Origin of the sequence: Hydrogenophaga sp. (assembly GCF_036675665.1) — a bacterium.
In the GTDB taxonomy this organism is placed as follows: Bacteria; Pseudomonadota; Gammaproteobacteria; order Burkholderiales; family Burkholderiaceae_C; genus Hydrogenophaga.
This window is the reverse complement of record NZ_JAKFEO010000036.1, coordinates 173,547-190,319: the sequence shown is the minus strand read 5'-3', so window position 1 is coordinate 190,319 and position 16,773 is coordinate 173,547. Positions and strand designations below refer to the sequence as shown.

The 16,773-nt window shown below is 63.5% G+C and carries 18 protein-coding genes; 6 read left to right on the top strand and 12 right to left on the bottom strand.

Annotated elements, in window-relative coordinates; genetic code table 11:
* Positions 1–58 precede the first annotated feature (58 nt).
* The 3 genes from rpmA to proB all read left to right on the top strand — a co-directional run bounded on the left by rpmA (position 59) and on the right by proB (position 2,712).
* Positions 59–316: a 50S ribosomal protein L27 gene (rpmA, locus tag V6M63_RS14630; RefSeq protein WP_056273119.1), complete on the top strand. Its 258-nt coding sequence runs from the start codon at positions 59–61 to the stop codon at positions 314–316.
* A gap of 140 nt (positions 317–456) precedes the next feature.
* On the top strand, positions 457–1,527 hold the full coding sequence (gene cgtA, locus V6M63_RS14625) for an Obg family GTPase CgtA (protein WP_332742967.1): 1,071 nt from the start codon (positions 457–459) through the stop codon (positions 1,525–1,527).
* Positions 1,528–1,548: 21 nt separating this feature from the next.
* Entirely contained in the window at positions 1,549–2,712 is a 1,164-nt protein-coding gene (gene proB / locus V6M63_RS14620; protein WP_442909593.1) for a glutamate 5-kinase, read from the top strand.
* Between the two features lie 21 nt (positions 2,713–2,733).
* Here the strand turns inward: proB and V6M63_RS14615 are convergent, their stop codons facing one another.
* Positions 2,734–3,264 carry a CNP1-like family protein gene (locus tag V6M63_RS14615; RefSeq protein WP_332742963.1) on the bottom strand — a complete coding sequence of 177 codons (531 nt, stop codon included), beginning with the start codon at positions 3,262–3,264 and terminating at the stop codon, positions 2,734–2,736.
* On the bottom strand, positions 3,261–3,905 hold the full coding sequence (locus V6M63_RS14610) for an RNA pyrophosphohydrolase (RefSeq protein WP_332742961.1): 645 nt from the start codon (positions 3,903–3,905) through the stop codon (positions 3,261–3,263). Before V6M63_RS14610 ends, V6M63_RS14615 begins: the two co-directional genes overlap by 4 nt.
* A 198-nt stretch (positions 3,906–4,103) precedes the next feature.
* On the opposite strand from V6M63_RS14610, the gene V6M63_RS14605 reads away from it, so the two are divergent.
* Together V6M63_RS14605 and V6M63_RS14600 are read left to right on the top strand one after the other, a co-directional pair.
* On the top strand, positions 4,104–5,849 hold the full coding sequence (locus V6M63_RS14605; RefSeq protein ID WP_332742959.1) for a proline--tRNA ligase: 1,746 nt from the start codon (positions 4,104–4,106) through the stop codon (positions 5,847–5,849).
* A complete protein-coding gene (locus V6M63_RS14600) occupies positions 5,846–6,475 on the top strand; it encodes a lytic transglycosylase domain-containing protein (RefSeq protein WP_332742957.1) in 630 nt (209 codons plus the stop codon). The genes V6M63_RS14605 and V6M63_RS14600 overlap by 4 nt, the downstream gene beginning before the upstream one ends.
* 7 nt (positions 6,476–6,482) lie before the next feature.
* On the opposite strand, the gene V6M63_RS14595 is transcribed toward V6M63_RS14600, so the two are convergent.
* The 5 genes from V6M63_RS14595 to hemA all read right to left on the bottom strand — a co-directional run bounded on the left by V6M63_RS14595 (position 6,483) and on the right by hemA (position 11,351).
* Positions 6,483–7,487, bottom strand: coding sequence for an AAA family ATPase (locus tag V6M63_RS14595; RefSeq protein ID WP_332742955.1), 1,005 nt, complete (start codon positions 7,485–7,487; stop codon positions 6,483–6,485).
* A gap of 189 nt (positions 7,488–7,676) precedes the next feature.
* On the bottom strand, positions 7,677–8,000 hold the full coding sequence (gene grxD, locus V6M63_RS14590; RefSeq protein ID WP_056273096.1) for a Grx4 family monothiol glutaredoxin: 324 nt from the start codon (positions 7,998–8,000) through the stop codon (positions 7,677–7,679).
* Positions 8,001–8,053: 53 nt separating this feature from the next.
* Positions 8,054–8,890: a peptide chain release factor N(5)-glutamine methyltransferase gene (prmC, locus tag V6M63_RS14585; protein ID WP_332742953.1), complete on the bottom strand. Its 837-nt coding sequence runs from the start codon at positions 8,888–8,890 to the stop codon at positions 8,054–8,056.
* Entirely contained in the window at positions 8,887–9,975 is a 1,089-nt protein-coding gene (gene prfA, locus V6M63_RS14580; protein ID WP_332742951.1) for a peptide chain release factor 1, read from the bottom strand. Before prfA ends, prmC begins: the two co-directional genes overlap by 4 nt.
* A gap of 77 nt (positions 9,976–10,052) precedes the next feature.
* Positions 10,053–11,351, bottom strand: a complete 1,299-nt coding sequence (gene hemA / locus V6M63_RS14575; RefSeq protein ID WP_332742949.1) for a glutamyl-tRNA reductase — start codon at positions 11,349–11,351, stop codon at positions 10,053–10,055.
* A gap of 48 nt (positions 11,352–11,399) precedes the next feature.
* Here hemA and V6M63_RS14570 point away from each other — a divergent pair, with 48 nt between their 5' ends.
* Positions 11,400–11,666, top strand: coding sequence for a hypothetical protein (locus V6M63_RS14570; RefSeq protein WP_332742947.1), 267 nt, complete (start codon positions 11,400–11,402; stop codon positions 11,664–11,666).
* Between the two features lies 1 nt (position 11,667).
* Here the strand turns inward: V6M63_RS14570 and ugpQ are convergent, their stop codons facing one another.
* The 5 genes from ugpQ to ugpB all read right to left on the bottom strand — a co-directional run bounded on the left by ugpQ (position 11,668) and on the right by ugpB (position 16,611).
* Positions 11,668–12,426 (bottom strand): glycerophosphodiester phosphodiesterase, encoded by a 759-nt coding sequence (gene ugpQ, locus V6M63_RS14565; RefSeq protein WP_332742945.1) that lies wholly within the window; start codon positions 12,424–12,426, stop codon positions 11,668–11,670.
* Positions 12,423–13,427, bottom strand: a complete 1,005-nt coding sequence (ugpC, locus tag V6M63_RS14560) for a sn-glycerol-3-phosphate ABC transporter ATP-binding protein UgpC (protein WP_332742944.1) — start codon at positions 13,425–13,427, stop codon at positions 12,423–12,425. Before ugpC ends, ugpQ begins: the two co-directional genes overlap by 4 nt.
* A gap of 34 nt (positions 13,428–13,461) precedes the next feature.
* Entirely contained in the window at positions 13,462–14,313 is an 852-nt protein-coding gene (gene ugpE / locus V6M63_RS14555; RefSeq protein ID WP_056273077.1) for a sn-glycerol-3-phosphate ABC transporter permease UgpE, read from the bottom strand.
* Between the two features lies 1 nt (position 14,314).
* The gene (gene ugpA / locus V6M63_RS14550) at positions 14,315–15,202 is read right to left on the bottom strand and encodes a sn-glycerol-3-phosphate ABC transporter permease UgpA (protein WP_332742942.1); all 888 of its coding nucleotides are present in this window, start codon (positions 15,200–15,202) and stop codon (positions 14,315–14,317) included.
* Between the two features lie 92 nt (positions 15,203–15,294).
* Positions 15,295–16,611, bottom strand: coding sequence for a sn-glycerol-3-phosphate ABC transporter substrate-binding protein UgpB (gene ugpB, locus V6M63_RS14545; RefSeq protein ID WP_332742940.1), 1,317 nt, complete (start codon positions 16,609–16,611; stop codon positions 15,295–15,297).
* Between the last annotated feature and the right edge of the window lie 162 nt (positions 16,612–16,773).

The following is a 16,773-nucleotide window of genomic DNA, read 5'->3' as shown; positions in this document are numbered from 1 at the left end:
CGTCAAAATTTCACCGAACTGCAGATTTCGTCGATCGCAGCCTGAGGAGTAAGTCAACATGGCACAGAAAAAAGGCGGCGGCTCAACGCGAAACGGGCGCGATTCCAAGCCCAAGATGCTCGGCGTGAAAGCGTTTGGCGGTGAACTGGTCAGCGCAGGCTCGATCATCGTACGTCAGCGCGGCACCAAGTTCCACCCCGGCTTGAACGTCGGCCTGGGCAAGGACCATACGATCTTTGCCACGGTGGATGGTCACGTGAGCTTTGCCGTGAAGGGCGAACTCAATCGCCAGACCGTCAGCATCACGCCCGTTTGATCGGGTGACTGCAATCGCTGCCGGCTTGTAGAGCGTGGGCAGCGTTTGCAGAATGCTGACGCGTTGAATGCAGAAGGCCCGCTCAAGCGGGCTTTTTGTTTTGGTTCCTTTTGTGGGGATGCATCCCTGGAAAGCATGTCATGAAATTTGTGGATGAAGCCACCATTGATGTCGCCGCGGGCGATGGCGGCAATGGCTGCGCATCTTTCCGGCATGAAAAGTACAAGGAGTTCGGTGGCCCCGATGGCGGTGACGGTGGACGAGGGGGGCACGTGTATGCCGTGGCCGATGCCAGCCTGAACACGCTGGTGGATTTCCGCTTCACGCGCCGCTTTGAAGCTGAGCGCGGGGAGCATGGCAAAGGCTCCGACATGTTCGGTGTCAAGGGTGACGACATCATTCTCAAAATGCCGGTTGGCACCATCATTGCCGACGCGGAGACCGGCGAAGTGCTGCATGAGCTGTTGCAGCCTGGCGAGCAGGTCACCATTGCCAAAGGCGGCGACGGGGGCTTTGGCAACATGCACTACAAGAGCTCGACCAACCGGGCGCCGCGACAGAAAACGCCGGGCTGGGCTGGCGAGAAACGGACCCTCAAGCTGGAGCTCAAAGTGCTGGCCGACGTTGGCCTGCTGGGCATGCCGAACGCTGGAAAGTCCACTCTGATTTCAGCCATCTCGAACGCCCGCCCGAAGATCGCCGACTATCCGTTCACGACGCTGCATCCGAACTTGGGCGTGGTTCGAGTGGCGCCCGAGAAGAGCTTTGTGGTGGCCGATGTTCCAGGCTTGATCGAGGGTGCCTCGGAGGGCGCGGGCCTGGGGCATCAGTTCCTGCGACATCTCCAGAGAACGCGTTTGCTGCTGCACATGGTGGACGTTGCGCCTTTTGACGAAGGTGTGGATCCCGTCGTGCAGGCCAAAGCCATCGTGGCCGAGCTCAAGAAGTTCGATCAGGCGTTGTATGAGAAGCCGCGCTGGCTCGTGCTCAACAAGCTGGACATGGTTCCGTTGGACGAGCGCGAAGCGAAGGTCAAGGACATCGTCAAGCGCCTCAAGTACAAAGGCCCCGTCTTCGAGATCTCAGCGCTCACGCGTGAGGGGTGCGAGTTTCTGGTTCAAAAGGTCTACGAACACATTGCCAAGGTGCATCAGGCAACGCTGGCACCGGTGGATATCGATCCGCGTTTTGATACGCCCATGCCTGGCTGAACTTTCTTTCCCATGTCGACCATGCTCCTCGCAGACAACACGGGTTCGGCGCCGGTGCGCGTCAATGGACCACTGAAAATGGCGCGACGCATCGTGGTCAAGGTGGGCTCGTCCCTGGTGACCAACGAGGGCCGAGGGCTCGACGAGGATGCGATCGGGCAATGGAGTCAGCAGTTGGCGGCGCTTGTGCAGGAAGGCCGCGAACTCATCATGGTGAGCAGCGGGGCGGTGGCCGAAGGCATGAAGCGCCTGGGCTGGACGGTGCGTCCCAAAGAAATCAATGAACTGCAAGCAGCTGCGGCCGTAGGGCAGATGGGGCTGGTTCAGATGTACGAGTCCAAGTTGCGCGAACATGGCGTTGGCAGCGCGCAGGTGCTGCTTACGCACGCTGATCTGGCCGACCGCGAGCGTTATCTGAACGCCCGCTCGACCTTGCTCACGCTCCTGCAACTGGGCGTGGTGCCGGTGATCAACGAGAACGACACGGTTGTCAATGACGAGATCAAGTTTGGCGACAACGACACCCTGGGGGCTTTGGTGGCCAACCTGGTGGAGGCCGACGTGCTCGTGATCCTGACCGATCAGAAGGGCCTGTACACGGCTGACCCGCGACACGATCCTGCAGCGCGGTTCGTGCATGAGGCACGTGCAGGTGATCCCCAGCTCGAGTCCATGGCTGGCGGCGCTGGCAGTGGTATCGGCAAGGGCGGCATGATCACCAAAATCCTTGCTGCCAAGCGCGCAGCCGGGTCAGGAGCCTCGACTGTGATTGCCTGGGGGCGTGAGCCGAGGGTATTGCTCCGTTTGTGCAATGGAGAGGCCATTGGGACCTGCCTGGTGGCCAACACGCCGAAGAACCAGGCGCGCAAGCGTTGGATGTTGGACCACCTGCAAATGCGCGGCGCAGTGATGGTGGACGACGGAGCCGTGGGCAAGATTGTCGGTGAGGGAAAAAGCCTGCTGCCGATCGGCATGACGGGCGTGGACGGCGATTTTTCGCGGGGTGATGTGATCGCCGTTCGCGATGGCCGTGGCGTCGAGGTGGCCCGTGGTCTGGCGAACTACGCCAGCTCGGAGGCCCGTTTGCTGTGTCGCAAATCGTCTGCTGATTTTGAGCGATTGCTGGGATACGCAGCTGAACCCGAAATGATTCACCGCGACAACATGGTGCTGGCACGCACCTGAAAGCGGCAGCCCGAAGGCGATTCAGCGGGGATCGATGCGATCGGTCTTCAAGGTCGCGAGGATTTTCTGGGGACTGCCCGTGATGGTGCGGCCTTCACAAACACCTTGGCGGGCCAGCATCATCGCGGGTCGCGTTGGACCGCTGAAAGACAGTGCCTGCCACTTGACGTCCGGACTGGTGTTCCAGCTTCCCTTGTCGCTCAAACGCGCGTAGGTCTTGGTTTCGGCGGTCGCGCAGCGTATGCCCTGGTACAGGACATTGAGCGCTCCGCTGGCGCTGCGTGCCACCATCACGAAGCGCACCACACCGTCTTCACCCACGTTCAGGCTGGCGGGATCGATACCGTATGTCAGGGCCGAGTTCTTCATGACTTCAAATGGCTGCAGCACTTCCGTGCTGAACACCGTTGGAGGAACCACTGCTGACTCGACCCATACCGTCTCTTCGAGGGAGGAGGGTTGCGCCTGAAGAATCGAAGCCGTTGTGCAAAGCGCTGCGAACGTGCATGCCGAGGCTATCCACTTCGGTCGGCATTGAGAATGAGATGTCATTTGAATGGGGTGTGCACTGAACGACCATCGTTCTGTGGATCGGGGTCGAAGCTGGCACCAGGTGGCAATTCCAGCCCCATGGGTGCGCACAGTGGCGACATGGGTTCATCACCGCCGTCGTCCTGGCGTTGCCGCGTGCCGCTGCGCAAATAGCGGGTTCGATGATCGGTCCTGGGCAGGTACCGCGCCAGTTCCGTGAGTGCCATCTCGTAGACGCCGCGTTTGAATTCGACCACCACGTCCAGCGGCACCCAGTAGTCGTGCCAGCGCCATGCATCAAATTCAGGATGGCTCGTGGCGCGCAGGTTCAGGTTCCAGTCTTGCGCCACCAATCGCAACAGATACCAGATCTGTTTCTGGCCCTTGTAGTGGCCGCGGGCATCCCGGCGGATGAAGCGGTCCGGCACTTCGTAGCGCAACCAGTCCCGCGTGCGGGCCACAATGTTCACGTGCTCGGGCATGAGGCCCACTTCTTCGTGCAACTCGCGGTACATCGCCTGCTCAGGTGTCTCGCCCCTGTCGATGCCACCTTGCGGAAACTGCCAGGAGTGTGAGCGTATGCGCTTGCCCCAGAACACCTGGTTTCGCTGGTTGAGCAGAATGATGCCGACATTGGGCCTGAAGCCTTCTCTGTCAAGCATAATCAACCCCAAATTTTTAAACTGTCTTCATTATGCATCGCTGCATGCGAGTTGCGAAGTGATCACACACCTGTTGTCTCTCTGAGCGCTGCGGGACGCCCCAAAATTGGGCCCGCTTGGGCCAGTTTGCCCCGCACATCTGTTCAGAGTCCTCCCTTTTTTGAATCCACCGAGCTGCCTGCGGGCGGCGCTGAGCCCATGAAAGCCTCCCAGTTCTTCATCTCGACCCAAAAGGAAGCACCGGCCGACGCCGAAGTGGTGAGCCACCAGCTCATGACGCGCGCCGGCATGATCAAGAAGCTTGGCGCAGGCATCTACAGCTACATGCCCATGGGTCTGCGCGTGATCCACAAGGTGGAAGCCATCGTGCGCGAGGAAATGAACCGCGCTGGTGCGGTTGAACTCACCATGCCGGTGATCCAGCCGGCCGAGCTGTGGCAGGAGACAGGTCGCTTTGAAAAGATGGGCCCGGAGTTGCTGCGCATCAAGGACCGGCACGACCGCGATTTCATCGTGCAGCCCACCAGCGAGGAGGTGGTCACCGACATCGCGCGCCAAGAGCTGCGCAGCCACAAGCAATTGCCGAAGAATTTTTACCAGATCCAGACCAAATTTCGCGATGAGCGTCGCCCTCGTTTTGGTCTGATGCGCGGGCGTGAATTCATCATGAAGGACGCTTACAGCTTTGACCGCGATGAGGCGACGGCCAAGGCCAGCTACCAAGTGATGGCGGCAGCCTATCGGCGCATCTTTGATCGATTCGGTTTGCGTTACCGGGCTGTGGCCGCTGACAGCGGCGCCATCGGGGGTGATCTGAGCGAGGAATTTCAGGTGATCGCGGCCACGGGCGAAGACGCCATCGTGTACTGCCCTGGCAGCGACTACGCGGCCAACCTGGAGAAGGCCGAGGCGCTGGCACCCGCGGCACTGCGTCCTGCGCCCTCAAATGGGATGGCCAAAACGCCAACGCCGGGCAAGAGCACCTGTGCCGATGTGGCCGCGTTGCTGGGGGTCCCTCTGGCCACCACGGTCAAGTCTCTGGTGCTGGCCACCGACACGCTCAACGAGGCGGGTGAGACCGTCAATAGTCAGGTATGGCTGCTGCTGCTGCGCGGTGATCACGACATGAACGAAGTCAAGGTGAACAAGGTACCAGGCCTGAGCGCCGGTTTCCGCTTCGCCAGCGTGCCTGAGATTGAAGAGCACTTCGGTTGCCGCCCCGGCTACCTGGGACCCATTGGCCTGAAGAAGCCGGTGAAACTGGTGGTGGACCGCGAAGTGGCCGTGCTGGCCGACTGGATCTGCGGTGCCAACGAACCGGATTTCCACATGACCGGGGTGAACTGGGGCCGCGACCTGCCCGAGCCGGACGTGGTGGCAGATCTGCGCAATGTGGTCGAAGGCGACGCCTCACCCGACGGCAAGGGCGTGCTCGCCATCGAGCGTGGCATCGAAGTGGGCCATGTGTTTTACCTGGGCACCAAATACAGCAAGGCGATGAACGCCACTTTCCTGGGCGAAGACGGCAAGCCTGCGCACTTCGAAATGGGCTGCTACGGCATCGGCATCACGCGCCTGCCAGCCGCGGCCATCGAACAGAACCACGACGAGCGCGGCATCATCTGGCCCGACGCGCTGGCACCGTTCACCGTGGTGGTGTGCCCCATCGGCATGGACCGCAGCCCGGAGGTGAAGGCTGCCGCCGAACGACTCCACGGCGATCTGATCGCGGCGGGCATCGACGTGATCCTGGATGATCGCGGCGAGCGCCCGGGGGCGATGTTTGCCGACTGGGAACTCATTGGTGTGCCGCATCGGGTGACCATCGGCGACAGGGGCTTGAAGGCAGGGCAGGTGGAATACCAGCACCGCCGTGATGCCGCTGCCACCCAGGTGGCGGTGGCCGACGTGCTTGCCTTGCTGAAGGGCAAGCTCGGCGCATGAAGCCGCTGGCCTGGTCGCGTCGCGACTGCCTGCTGGGGGCGGCGTCGCTGGGGCTGGGTTCGTTGCCCCATTGGGCGCACGCAGGTGGGCAGCTTGAAGAGCCGCTGGCAGATTCGGTGCGCGGTGCTTTGAGCGCCGCCATCTCCAACAGCGCGCCACCGGTGCCCGAATTCGCCGACCTGGAAAAGCGGCTGGCCTACTTGCGTTGGCTTGGCGCCAGCAGTGGGCGGCTGCAGCGGCGCAAGACCGACTTTCAGACGCGCATTGAATTCCTGCAGACCGTCTGGTACGAAACGCGCCGCGCGGGGCTGGACACCACGATGGTGCTGGGCTTGATCCAGGTCGAGAGCGCATTCCGGAAATTCGCCATTTCGCGTGTGGGTGCGCGGGGCTACATGCAGATCATGCCGTTCTGGTCACGCCTGATTGGCGATGGTGACCCCAGTCGGCTCTTCAACATGCAGACCAACTTGCGCTTTGGCTGCGTGATCCTGCGCCACTACCTCGACCGCGAACGCGGTGACACCTTTCTGGCGCTGGGCCGTTACAACGGCAGCCGGGGCCGTGCCGAGTACCCCAACGCCGTGTACACCGCAGCTAAAAACTGGGCACACCCCGACGCTTGAGGGGCCGCTATTGAAGAAACCCGATGCGGCTCTTGCTCGTGCCCGCTTTGGGCAGGTCGTCGGGTTCCACGCGGTAGCGGTTGTCCAGCCGCGCATTGCCAAACGCAGTGACCAGCGCCCGGCGCATTTCGCGCGGTGCCAGCACCGCGAGCTGGTCCAGCACGTCGTCGGCCGGCTCCGGATCAAAGCGCTGTCCCCAGTCGTGCTCCCCGAGGATGCTGCGGTAGAGATGGGCGCCGATCTTGCGTGCGGCCTCCAGTGTGGGCGGTGCGATCTCGAACACGTTCATGCGGTTCATGATCGGTTCCGGAATGTGGCGCTCGTCGTTGGCGGTGGTGACCCAGATCACCTGGCTGGCGTCGATGGGCACCTCGGCGAACTCGTCGACGAAGTTTTGCGCGGTGTCGTGCTCCAGCAGGCTGTAGAGCGCGCCCAGTGGGTCGTATTGCGCATCGGCATTGGCCTTGTCGATTTCGTCGACCACGATCACCGGGTTGGCGTACTGGCCGTCGATCAACGCTTCGAACACCTTGCCCGGTTTGGCGCCTTTCCATTGCGAGGATGAACCCGACAGCAGCCAGCCTGCCGTCATGGAACTCATGGGCACCAGGCTCAGGCTGGTGCCCAGCAGGTCGGCCAGCTGTTTGGCGAAGTGGGTCTTGCCCACGCCAGGCGGGCCGAGCAAGAGGATGGGTGTGACCTCCAGGCTGTCGCGGCTGTCCTGGCTCAGGGCCACGTGGCGCTTCACGTCATCGAGCACTTCGCCAAAATTGGGCAGCAGGTCGTAGAGCGGTGCCATGTCGGGCACACCCGAGGGTTTGACGGCGAAGCGTTGTGGGCCGCGCTCCAGCATGCGCTGCCACGTGTTGCGCAGGCTTTCGTATTCGCGCTCGTTGCCACTGGCCTGCAGTTTGGCCAGCTTGCGCTCGACTTCGTCGGCGCTGAACACGCTGCGCATCTGGGCGATGGGCAGACCAAGAGGGGGTGAAGCGACCAGGCTGCGTGAGCTCATGGGGTTCTCCTTGAAGGTTCAGTGGCGATTTCATTCAAGCACAAGATGTGCCCGCCATGAAGCCCGAAAAGCCCCGTGAAGACCCCGTTGACTGCCGGATCGACCCTGTCCGTGCGAAACCGCGCAAATGGCGGACGTCAGAAACGACAAAGCCACCCGAGGGCGGCTTGTGCGGTGGCGCAAGGCTTGTCAGCTCTGGCCGGTGATGACCTGTTGCAGTTCGCCCGACTGGTACATCTCCATCATGATGTCCGAGCCGCCGACGAACTCGCCCTTGACGTAGAGCTGCGGGATGGTCGGCCAGTTGCTGTATTCCTTGATGCCCTGGCGGACTTCTTCGTCTTCGAGCACGTTCACGGTCTTGAGCGTCTTGGTCTCGACGCCGCAGGCCTTGAGGATCTGGATGGCGCGGCCGGAAAAGCCGCACATGGGAAAGCTCGCGTTGCCCTTCATGAACAGCACGATGTCGTTGGATTTGACCAGTTGGTCGATTCGGGTTTGGGCGTCGCTCATGGCTGAAAGGTCCTTCTGCGAATGGGTCTGAAGTGACCCGGGAACGGCATGCATTATCGCCCTTGCGGCCATTGGCCGCCGCTGCAGCGCTCGATGGCCGCAAGGTCGGTGCGGCTGCTCACCTGTTCGAATCCGGCGTCTTGCAGCAGGCCGCGAACCGCAGCGGCCTGGTCGAAGCCATGTTCGATCAGCAGCCAGCCGCCCGGCTCCAGCGCCTGCGGCGCGTTGGCGACGATGGCGCGGATGTCATCCAGGCCGTCGGCGCCGGCCGTGAGGGCCGACAAGGGTTCGTGCATCAGGCCGACCAGATGTGGGTCACCCTCGGCAATGTAGGGCGGGTTGGTGACGATCAGGTCGAAGCGTTGGCCCGGGACGGCGTCCAGCCACGATCCGGCGTGAAACTGCACGGGCAGCCTCAGACGCTGCGCGTTGTCGCGGGCGACCGCCAGGGCATCTTCGCTGGCGTCGCTGGCGCTCACCGATGCATGTGGCCGCTGCGAAGCGATGGCCAGCGCAATGGCGCCGCTGCCGGTGCCCAGGTCCAGCACGCGGGCTGGGCGGGCTTGCGCATCCATCATCTCCAGCGCCCAGTGAACCAGCGTTTCGGTGTCGGGGCGTGGCACCAGCACCCGATGATCCACGGCCAATGGCAACCCGAAAAATTCCTGTTTGCCGTACAGGTAAGCCATCGGTTCACCTCGCTGGCGCCGCTGCAGCAGGGCGGCCAGCCGAGTCAGGGTGCCGGATTCAAGCGCATCGCTGTCGTGCGCCAGCAGCCAGGCGCGATCGTGCGGGCTGCGATGCAGGGCCAGCAACAGGAGCATCTGTGCATCCAGCCGGTCCAGGCCTTCGCGCTGCAACCGTGCCTGCGTTTCGCGTGCGGTCGTCATGCGCCGTTGCGCTGTTCGAGCTCGGCCAGCAGCTCGGTGCCACGCGCCACCTGCAAGGCATGGATGACCTCGTCCAGATCACCCTCCATCACCTGCAGCACCTTGTAGAGCGTGAGGTTGATGCGGTGGTCGGTGATGCGGCCCTGGGGAAAGTTGTAGGTGCGGATGCGGTCGCTGCGGTCGCCGCTGCCGATCAGGCCCTTGCGGGTGGCGGCTTCCTTGGCGGCGCGCTCGCTGCGGTCTTTCTCCTGCAGGCGCGCGGTGAGCACCTGCAGGGCCTTGGCCTTGTTGCTGTGCTGGCTGCGGCCGTCCTGGCATTCGGCGGTGATGCCGGTGGGCAGGTGGGTCACGCGCACGGCGGAGTCGGTCTTGTTGATGTGCTGGCCGCCAGCACCGCTGGCTCGATAGGTGTCGATGCGCAGTTCGCTCGGATTGAGCTTCACCGCCTCCGTTTCGTCAGGCACGGGCATCACGGCCACGGTGGCTGCGCTGGTGTGGATGCGGCCCTGCGTTTCCGTGGCCGGCACGCGTTGCACGCGGTGGCCGCCCGACTCGAAGCGCAGCCGACCGTAGGCACCGGCGCCGGACACGCGCAGCACCGCTTCCTTGTAGCCGCCAAGCTCGCTGGGCGACTCGCTGACGGTTTCCACCTGCCAGCCCTGACGCTCGGCGTAGCGGGTGTACAGCCGCGCCAGGTCGCCGGCAAACAGCGCCGATTCGTCGCCACCGGTGCCCGCGCGGATTTCCACGAAGGCGTTGCGCTCGTCGTCGGGGTCTTTGGGCAAGAGCAACTGCTGCAGCTCGGTGTCGAGTTGGGCCATGTCCGCCTGCGCGCTGTCGATTTCCTCGCGGGCCATGTCGGCCATGTCCGCGTCCGCGAGCATTCCGGTGGCCGAGGCCAGGTCCGCTTCGCGCCGCAGGTAGCGGTTGAACACCTCGACCACGGTTGAGGCGTCGGCGTGCTCGCGGCTGAGCGTTTTGAAGCGCTCCATGTTGTCCACCACGTCGGGGGCCGAGAGCAGGGCGTCGAGCTCGTGCAGGCGGGCGCGTTGGCGCAGGAGGGTGTCGCGGACGAAGGGTTTCATGGGTGGGGAATGTCGGTGTCGGCGGGCCAGCCATCCGACGGTACCGAACCGCAGACGGTGTCGCCCGACGCAAGCCGCTAGGCTTGTGGGTCGCGCGGCGACTTGGCCGAGGATTCGCGCAGGAAGAGACGCGAGACGGTCTGCGCCGTCACCGCGCGCGCGGCGGTGTCGCCGGTGTGCAGCTCGGCCAGCGTGCCGTGCAGCATCTTTTGAGTCAGGCCTCTGGACAGGGCTTCCAGCACGGCTTCCACCGGTTCGCCCCTGGCCAGCAGGCGGCGGGCTCGGGCGAGTTCCACAGCGCGCCATTCATCGGCCTGCGCGTTGATCTGCTGGATCAGGGGGACCACGCCGTTGGCGGGGTTGCGCTGTTCCATCCAGTGCATGAAGCTGGCCACGCCGGCGTCGATGATCACTTCGGCCTGGGCCACGGCGGCCTGGCGGTTGTCCTTGCCGGTCTGCACCACGGTGGCCAGGTCGTCGACGGTGTAGAGGTACACGTCGGTCAGCGCCTTCACTTCAAATTCGATGTCGCGCGGCACGGCCAGGTCGACCATGAACATGGGGCGATAGCGACGCTTCTTCAGCGCTCGCTCGACAGCACCCAGACCGATGATGGGCAAGGTGCTGGCGGTGCAGCTGATGACGGCGTCGAACTCGTGCAAGCGGTCGGGCAGGTCGGCCAGGCGGAGGACCTGGGCGCCGAACCGGTTGGCCAGCTTCTCGCCGCGCTCCAGCGTGCGGTTGGCGATCGCCATGCTCTTGGGCGTCTTCGCGGCGAAGTGGGTGGCGGCGAGTTCGATCATCTCACCCGCGCCGACGAACAGCACCCGGATGTCCTTCAGGTCCTCAAACAGCTGCGAGGCCAGGCGCACGGCCGCGGCCGTCATGCTGATGGAGTGGGCACCGATCTCGGTGGAGCTGCGCACTTCCTTGGCCACGGCGAAGGAGCGCTGGAACAGCTGGTGCAGCGTGCTGCCCAGGGCGCCGGCGTCGTGGGCAGCGCGCACTGCGTCCTTCATCTGGCCCAGGATCTGGGCTTCCCCCAGCACCATGCTGTCCAGCCCGCTGGCCACGCGGAACGCATGGCGGGCCGCCTGGTCGTCGCGCAGCACATAGGCATGGTCGCGCAGCACGTTTGTGCTCACGCCGCCGGTCTGGGCCAACCAGTCCAGCGTGGGATCCACCGCCGATGCGTCGCCCGCGCCATAGAGTTCGGTGCGGTTGCAGGTGGAGAGCAAGGTGGCCTCGGGTTGGCGCACCAGACTTTGGCGGTAACCGTGCAAAGTGGGCTGGATCTGGTCGAGCGCAAACGCAAAACGGCCCCGCAAATCGAGCGGAGCCGTGTGATGGTTGATGCCGAGGGTCCAGACAGACATTGTCAGATTATAAAATTGATCGCTTATGCACGTCACTGGCAACTCTCAATGACACCTTTGTCTGTTCTCTCGCACCTGGTGGGTTTCGTGGCGCCCGCTCTCGGCGTCGGGCTGCTGCTGTGGGCTGGCTTGGCGGTGCGAGGCAAGGGGCGACCGGGAGTCGGCCGCGGCCTGCAGCTGGGGTTGCTGGTCGTCTCTGGCGTGGTGGTGCTGCTCGTGGGGCTGGTGTACTTCGGTCGCGACGGAAAGGTCGCCACCTACGCGGCACTCGTGCTGGCCCAGGGGACGGTGGCCTGGTGGTTGCGCGGTCGTTGACTCAGGAGCCCGGGGCGAACAGATCCACCCGGTCGGTGATGATGCCGTCCAGCCCCAAGTCGATCAGCCGCTGCGCGGCCCAGTCGTCGTTGACCGTGTAGGCCAGCGTGCGCAGGTTGGCCGCCCGGGTTGTGGCGATCAGCGCCGCGTCCCACAGCGCGTGGTTGCAGACCACAGCCACGCACTCCAGTGAACGGGCCACGTCCATCCAGCCGGTCCACAAGGTGTCGAGCAGCAGGCCGCGTGGCAACTCGGGCGCCGTGGCCATGGCGCTTTGCAGGGCTTCAGGCTGGAACGAGGTCAGCAGGGGAGGCCAGCCGGGCCGGTCTTGCCAAAGGCGCTGCGCAGCTGTCGCCACCGCCCTGCCGGTCTGGGCTTCCAGGCCTGGAGTGGGTTTGATTTCGATGTTGAGCCAGCAGGCGTTGGCCTGGCAGTAACGGGCCACACCTTCCAGAGTGGCCAGTGGCTCACCCGCGTAGCCGCGCGAATGCCAGCTGCCCGCGTCGAGCTGACTCAAGGCGCTCCACGACTGGTCGCCGCCCACGCCGTGCCCGTTGCTGGTGCGCTGCAGCGTGTCGTCGTGCAGCAGGAACACCACACCGTCGGCACTGAGTTTGGCGTCGCACTCGAACATGCGGTAGCCGTGCGAGGCGCCCAGCCGGAACGCGGCCAGTGTGTTTTCGGGCGCGAGCTTGCCGGCGCCGCGGTGGGCGATCCACCGCGGATAAGGCCATGGTGTCTTGTGGTCCCCCAAGCTCACACCCGCTTGCCGGTGGTTGCGTCGAACCAGTGCAGGCGCTCCAGCCTCGGCTGGGCGTGAATGGTGCTGCCCACCGCCGGTGCACCTTGGTCTTCGTGGGTACGGATGATGAGTTGTTCGTCGCCCAGCCGGGCATGCACCAGTCGCTCGGCGCCGAGCAGCTCCACCGTCTCCACCTGCAGCGCCCAGCCTTCCGAGCCGATGTCCAGGTGCTCCGGTCGCACACCCAGGATCTGGCCCGTCCTGCCGCCCGGTGCCGACTTGAGAAGGTTCATGGGGGGTGAGCCGATGAAGCTGGCGACAAACGTGGTGGCCGGGCGGGAATACACCTCTTCGGGCGTTCCGAACTGTTCCATGTTGCCGGCGTTCATCACGATCATGCGTTCGGCCAGGGTCATCGCCTCCACCTGATCGTGCGTGACAAAAAGTGAGGTGATGCCAAGTTCACGGTGCAACTTCTGGATCTCCAGGCGCGTCTGGGCGCGCAGTTTGGCGTCCAGGTTGGACAGCGGCTCGTCGAACAGGAAAACCTGGGGCTGGCGCACGATGGCGCGGCCCATGGCCACGCGCTGGCGTTGGCCGCCCGAGAGCTCGCGTGGCTTGCGCGCCAGCAGGTGGCCCAGCTCCAGGATGCCGGCAGCCTTGTCGACCCGCTGCTTGATCTCGTCGATCGGCACCTTCTTGATCTTCAAGCCGTAGGCCATGTTGTCGAATACCGTCATGTGCGGATACAGCGCGTAGTTCTGGAACACCATCGCGATATCGCGCTCGGCCGGCTCCAGTTCATTGACGACACGCTCGCCGATGCTGATCTCGCCACCGCTGATCTCTTCCAGGCCAGCCACCATGCGCAGCAGGGTGGACTTGCCGCAGCCCGACGGACCGACGATCACGATGAATTCGCCGTGGGCAATTTCGGCGTTGACGCTGTGGATGACTTGCAGTTCGGTTTTGCCGGTGCGGTAGCGCTTGACGACGTTGCGTAGGGAGATGGATGCCATGGAAATCTCTGTTGTTGTTCGTTGAAGCGGAGGCTTACTTCTCAGTGTCCACCAAGCCCTTGACGAACCAGCGCTGCATCAGGATGACGACCAGGGCGGGCGGGATCATGGCCAGCACGGCGGTGGCCATCACGATGTTCCAGTCGGTGGCGGCGTCACCGCCACTGATCATGCGCTTGATGCCGATCACCACCGGGTACATGCTCTCTTCAGTTGTGACCAGCAGCGGCCAGAGGTACTGGTTCCAGCCGTAGATGAACTGAATGACAAACAGCGCGGCAATCGAGGTGACCGACAGCGGCAGCAGCACGTCCTTGAAGAAGCGCATCGGGCCAGCGCCGTCCATGCGCGCGGCTTCCACCAACTCGTCGGGCACGGTCAGGAAGAACTGGCGGAACAAGAAGGTGGCGGTGGCCGAGGCGATCAGCGGCACGGTGAGGCCAGCGTAGGTGTTGAGCATGCCCAGGCTGGCCACCACCGAGTAGGTGGGTCCGATGCGCACTTCCACTGGCAGCATCAGCGTGACGAAGATGGCCCAGAAGAACAGCATGCGGAAGGGGAAGCGGAAGTAGACGATGGCGAACGCCGACAGCAGCGAGATCGCGATCTTGCCAACCGCGATCACCAGTGCGGTGATCAGGCTGACCATCATCATTCGCCCCACCGGCGCGTTCGATGCAGCCCCCATGCCGGTGCCTTTGAGCGCAGCGGTGTAGTTTTCAATCAACTGGTTGCCGGGCAGCAGCGACATGGGTGCTTGCACGATGGCGTCGGCCGTCTGGGTGGAGGCAACGAAGGTCAGGTAGAGCGGGAAGCCGACCACCAGCACGCCGATGATCAGCACGGCGTGGGAGAGGAGAGTCAGGCCGGGGCGGCGTTCGATCATGTCAGTACTGCACTTTCTTCTCGACGAAGCGGAACTGCACCACCGTGAGCGCAATGACGATCACCATCAGGACCACCGACTGCGCGGCAGAGCCACCGAGGTCCAGCGCCTTGAAGCCGTCGTAGTAGACCTTGTAGACCAGGATCGCGGTGTCCTTGCCCGGGCCGCCCTGGGTGGCTGCGTCCACGATGGCGAAGGTATCGAAGAAGGCGTAGACCACGTTGATCACGAACAGGAAAAACGTGGTGGGTGAGAGCAGCGGGAATTGAATGGTCCAGAAACGCCGCCATGGATGGGCGCCGTCGATGGCCGCGGCCTCGATCAGCGATTTCGGGATGCTTTGCAGGCCCGCCAGGAAGAACAGGAAGTTGTAGGAAATCTGCTTCCAGACCGAGGCCATCACGATCAACGTCATCGCGTGGTTGCTGTTGAGCAGGCTGTTCCACTCGATGCCCACAGCGCGCAGCGCGTAAGAGACGACGCCGATGGAAGGTGCCAGCATGAACAGCCACAGTACACCGGCCACGGCCGGGGCCACCGCATAGGGCCAGATCAGCAGCGTGCGGTAGATCAGCGTGGCCTTGACCACACGGTCTGCGAACACGGCGAGCAGCAGCGAGATGCCGATGCCCAGGCTGGCCACCAGCACCGAGAACACGGCGGTGGTCTTGAACGAGGCCAGATAGGTCTCGTCGTCGATCAGGTTCTTGAAGTTCTGCAGCCCCACCCATTCGGTCGAGATGCCGAAGGCGTCGGACTGCTGAAACGACTGCAGCAGCGCTTGCGCTGCTGGCCAGAAGAAAAAGACCAGAATGACGATGACCTGGGGCGCGAGAAGCGCCCACGGCAACCAGCTGGAACGAAAGACGACGCGTTTTTCAGAGGCCATGCGTGCCAGTGGCAGAAGGTTGTGAAGGACTCACGCGACCGGCGCGTGAAACGGGGCGGCATGAACGAATCATGCCGCCCCGGCGAGCATACTCAGTTCTTGTTGGCCGCCTCGAATCGAGCGAGCAATTCGTTGCCACGCTTGACCGCGCTGTCCAGCGCTTCCTTGGCGGTCTTCTTGCCGGCCCAGACCTGTTCCAGCTCTTCGTCCTCGATCGCGCGGATCTGCACGAAGTTGCCCAGGCGGATGCCGCGCGACTTCTCGGTGGTCTTGCGGATCATCTGGTTCACGGCCACGTCGGTGCCGGGGTTCTGCTTGTAGAAGCCCGACTTCTCGGTGGCTTCGAACGAGGCCAGCGTGATCGGCAGGTAGCCGGTGCGCTGGTGGCTCTTGGCCTGGATCTCGGCATTCGTCAGGTAGTTGAAGAATTCAGCCACACCCTTGTACTCAGGAGCCTTCTTGCCGGCCATGACCCACAGCGAAGCGCCGCCGATCACGGTGTTCTGCGGTGCGCCGGCCACGTCGGGGTAGTAAGGCAGCGTGGCAATGCCGAAGTCGAACTTGGCGTTCTTCTTGATGCTGGCGTAGGTCGACGACGATGCCGTGGCCATCGCGCATTCGCCCGAATAGAACGGCGCGTCGGCGGCGTTGCCGCGGCCGCGGTACACAAACAGTCCCTGCTTGGCCATGTTGGCCAGGTTCTCGATGTGGCGCACATGCAGCGGGCTGTTGAAAGTCAGTCGTGAGCTGGTGCCGCCAAAGCCATTGCCCTTGGTGGCGAACTCGGTGTTGTGCCAGGTCGAGAAGCTCTCAAGCTGGGTCCAGCCCTGCCAACTGGTGGTGAACGGGCAACTCACGCCCGAGGCCTTGAGCTTGGCGGCAGCGAGCACCACTTCAGGCCAGGTCTTGGGTGGGCTGTTCGGGTCCAGTCCGGCCTTCTTGAACAGGTCCTTGTTGTAGTTGAAGACCGTGGTCGAGCTGTTCAGCGGGAAGCTCAGCATTTGCCCGTTGGGGGCGGTGTAGTAGCCCACGACGGCGGGAATGTAGGCCTTGGGATCGAACTTGTAGCCCGCATCGGCCAGCACCTTGCCCACCGGCACGATGGCGCCTTTGGCCGCCATCATGGTCGCAGTGCCGACTTCATACACCTGCAGGATGTGCGGTGCATTGCCCGCGCGGAAGGCCGCCACGGCCGCCGGCATGGTTTCGTCGTAGGTGCCTTTGTAGGTCGGCACGATCTTGTATTCCTTCTGGCTGGCGTTGAAACCATTGGACAGGTCCAGCACCCAGTCGTTGAGGCCACCGGTCATGGAATGCCACCACTGGATCTCGGTCTGGGCGTGGGCTGGCCCGCTGATCAGTGCGGCAAGCGCCAGGGCGCCAGTGAGGGGAAGAAAGCGTTTCTGCATGTTGGCTCCTGAAATATCGGACGACGGGAACGCCGTAGGGTATGGGTCTTTTGTGACAAAACGATTGCAACGGCGTTTCCTGCTCATGACAACAGGGGTTTCCATCAGGGGGGTGGGTGAATGGGGCCTGCGGTACCATCTTGGGTTACCCACTGTCACGTT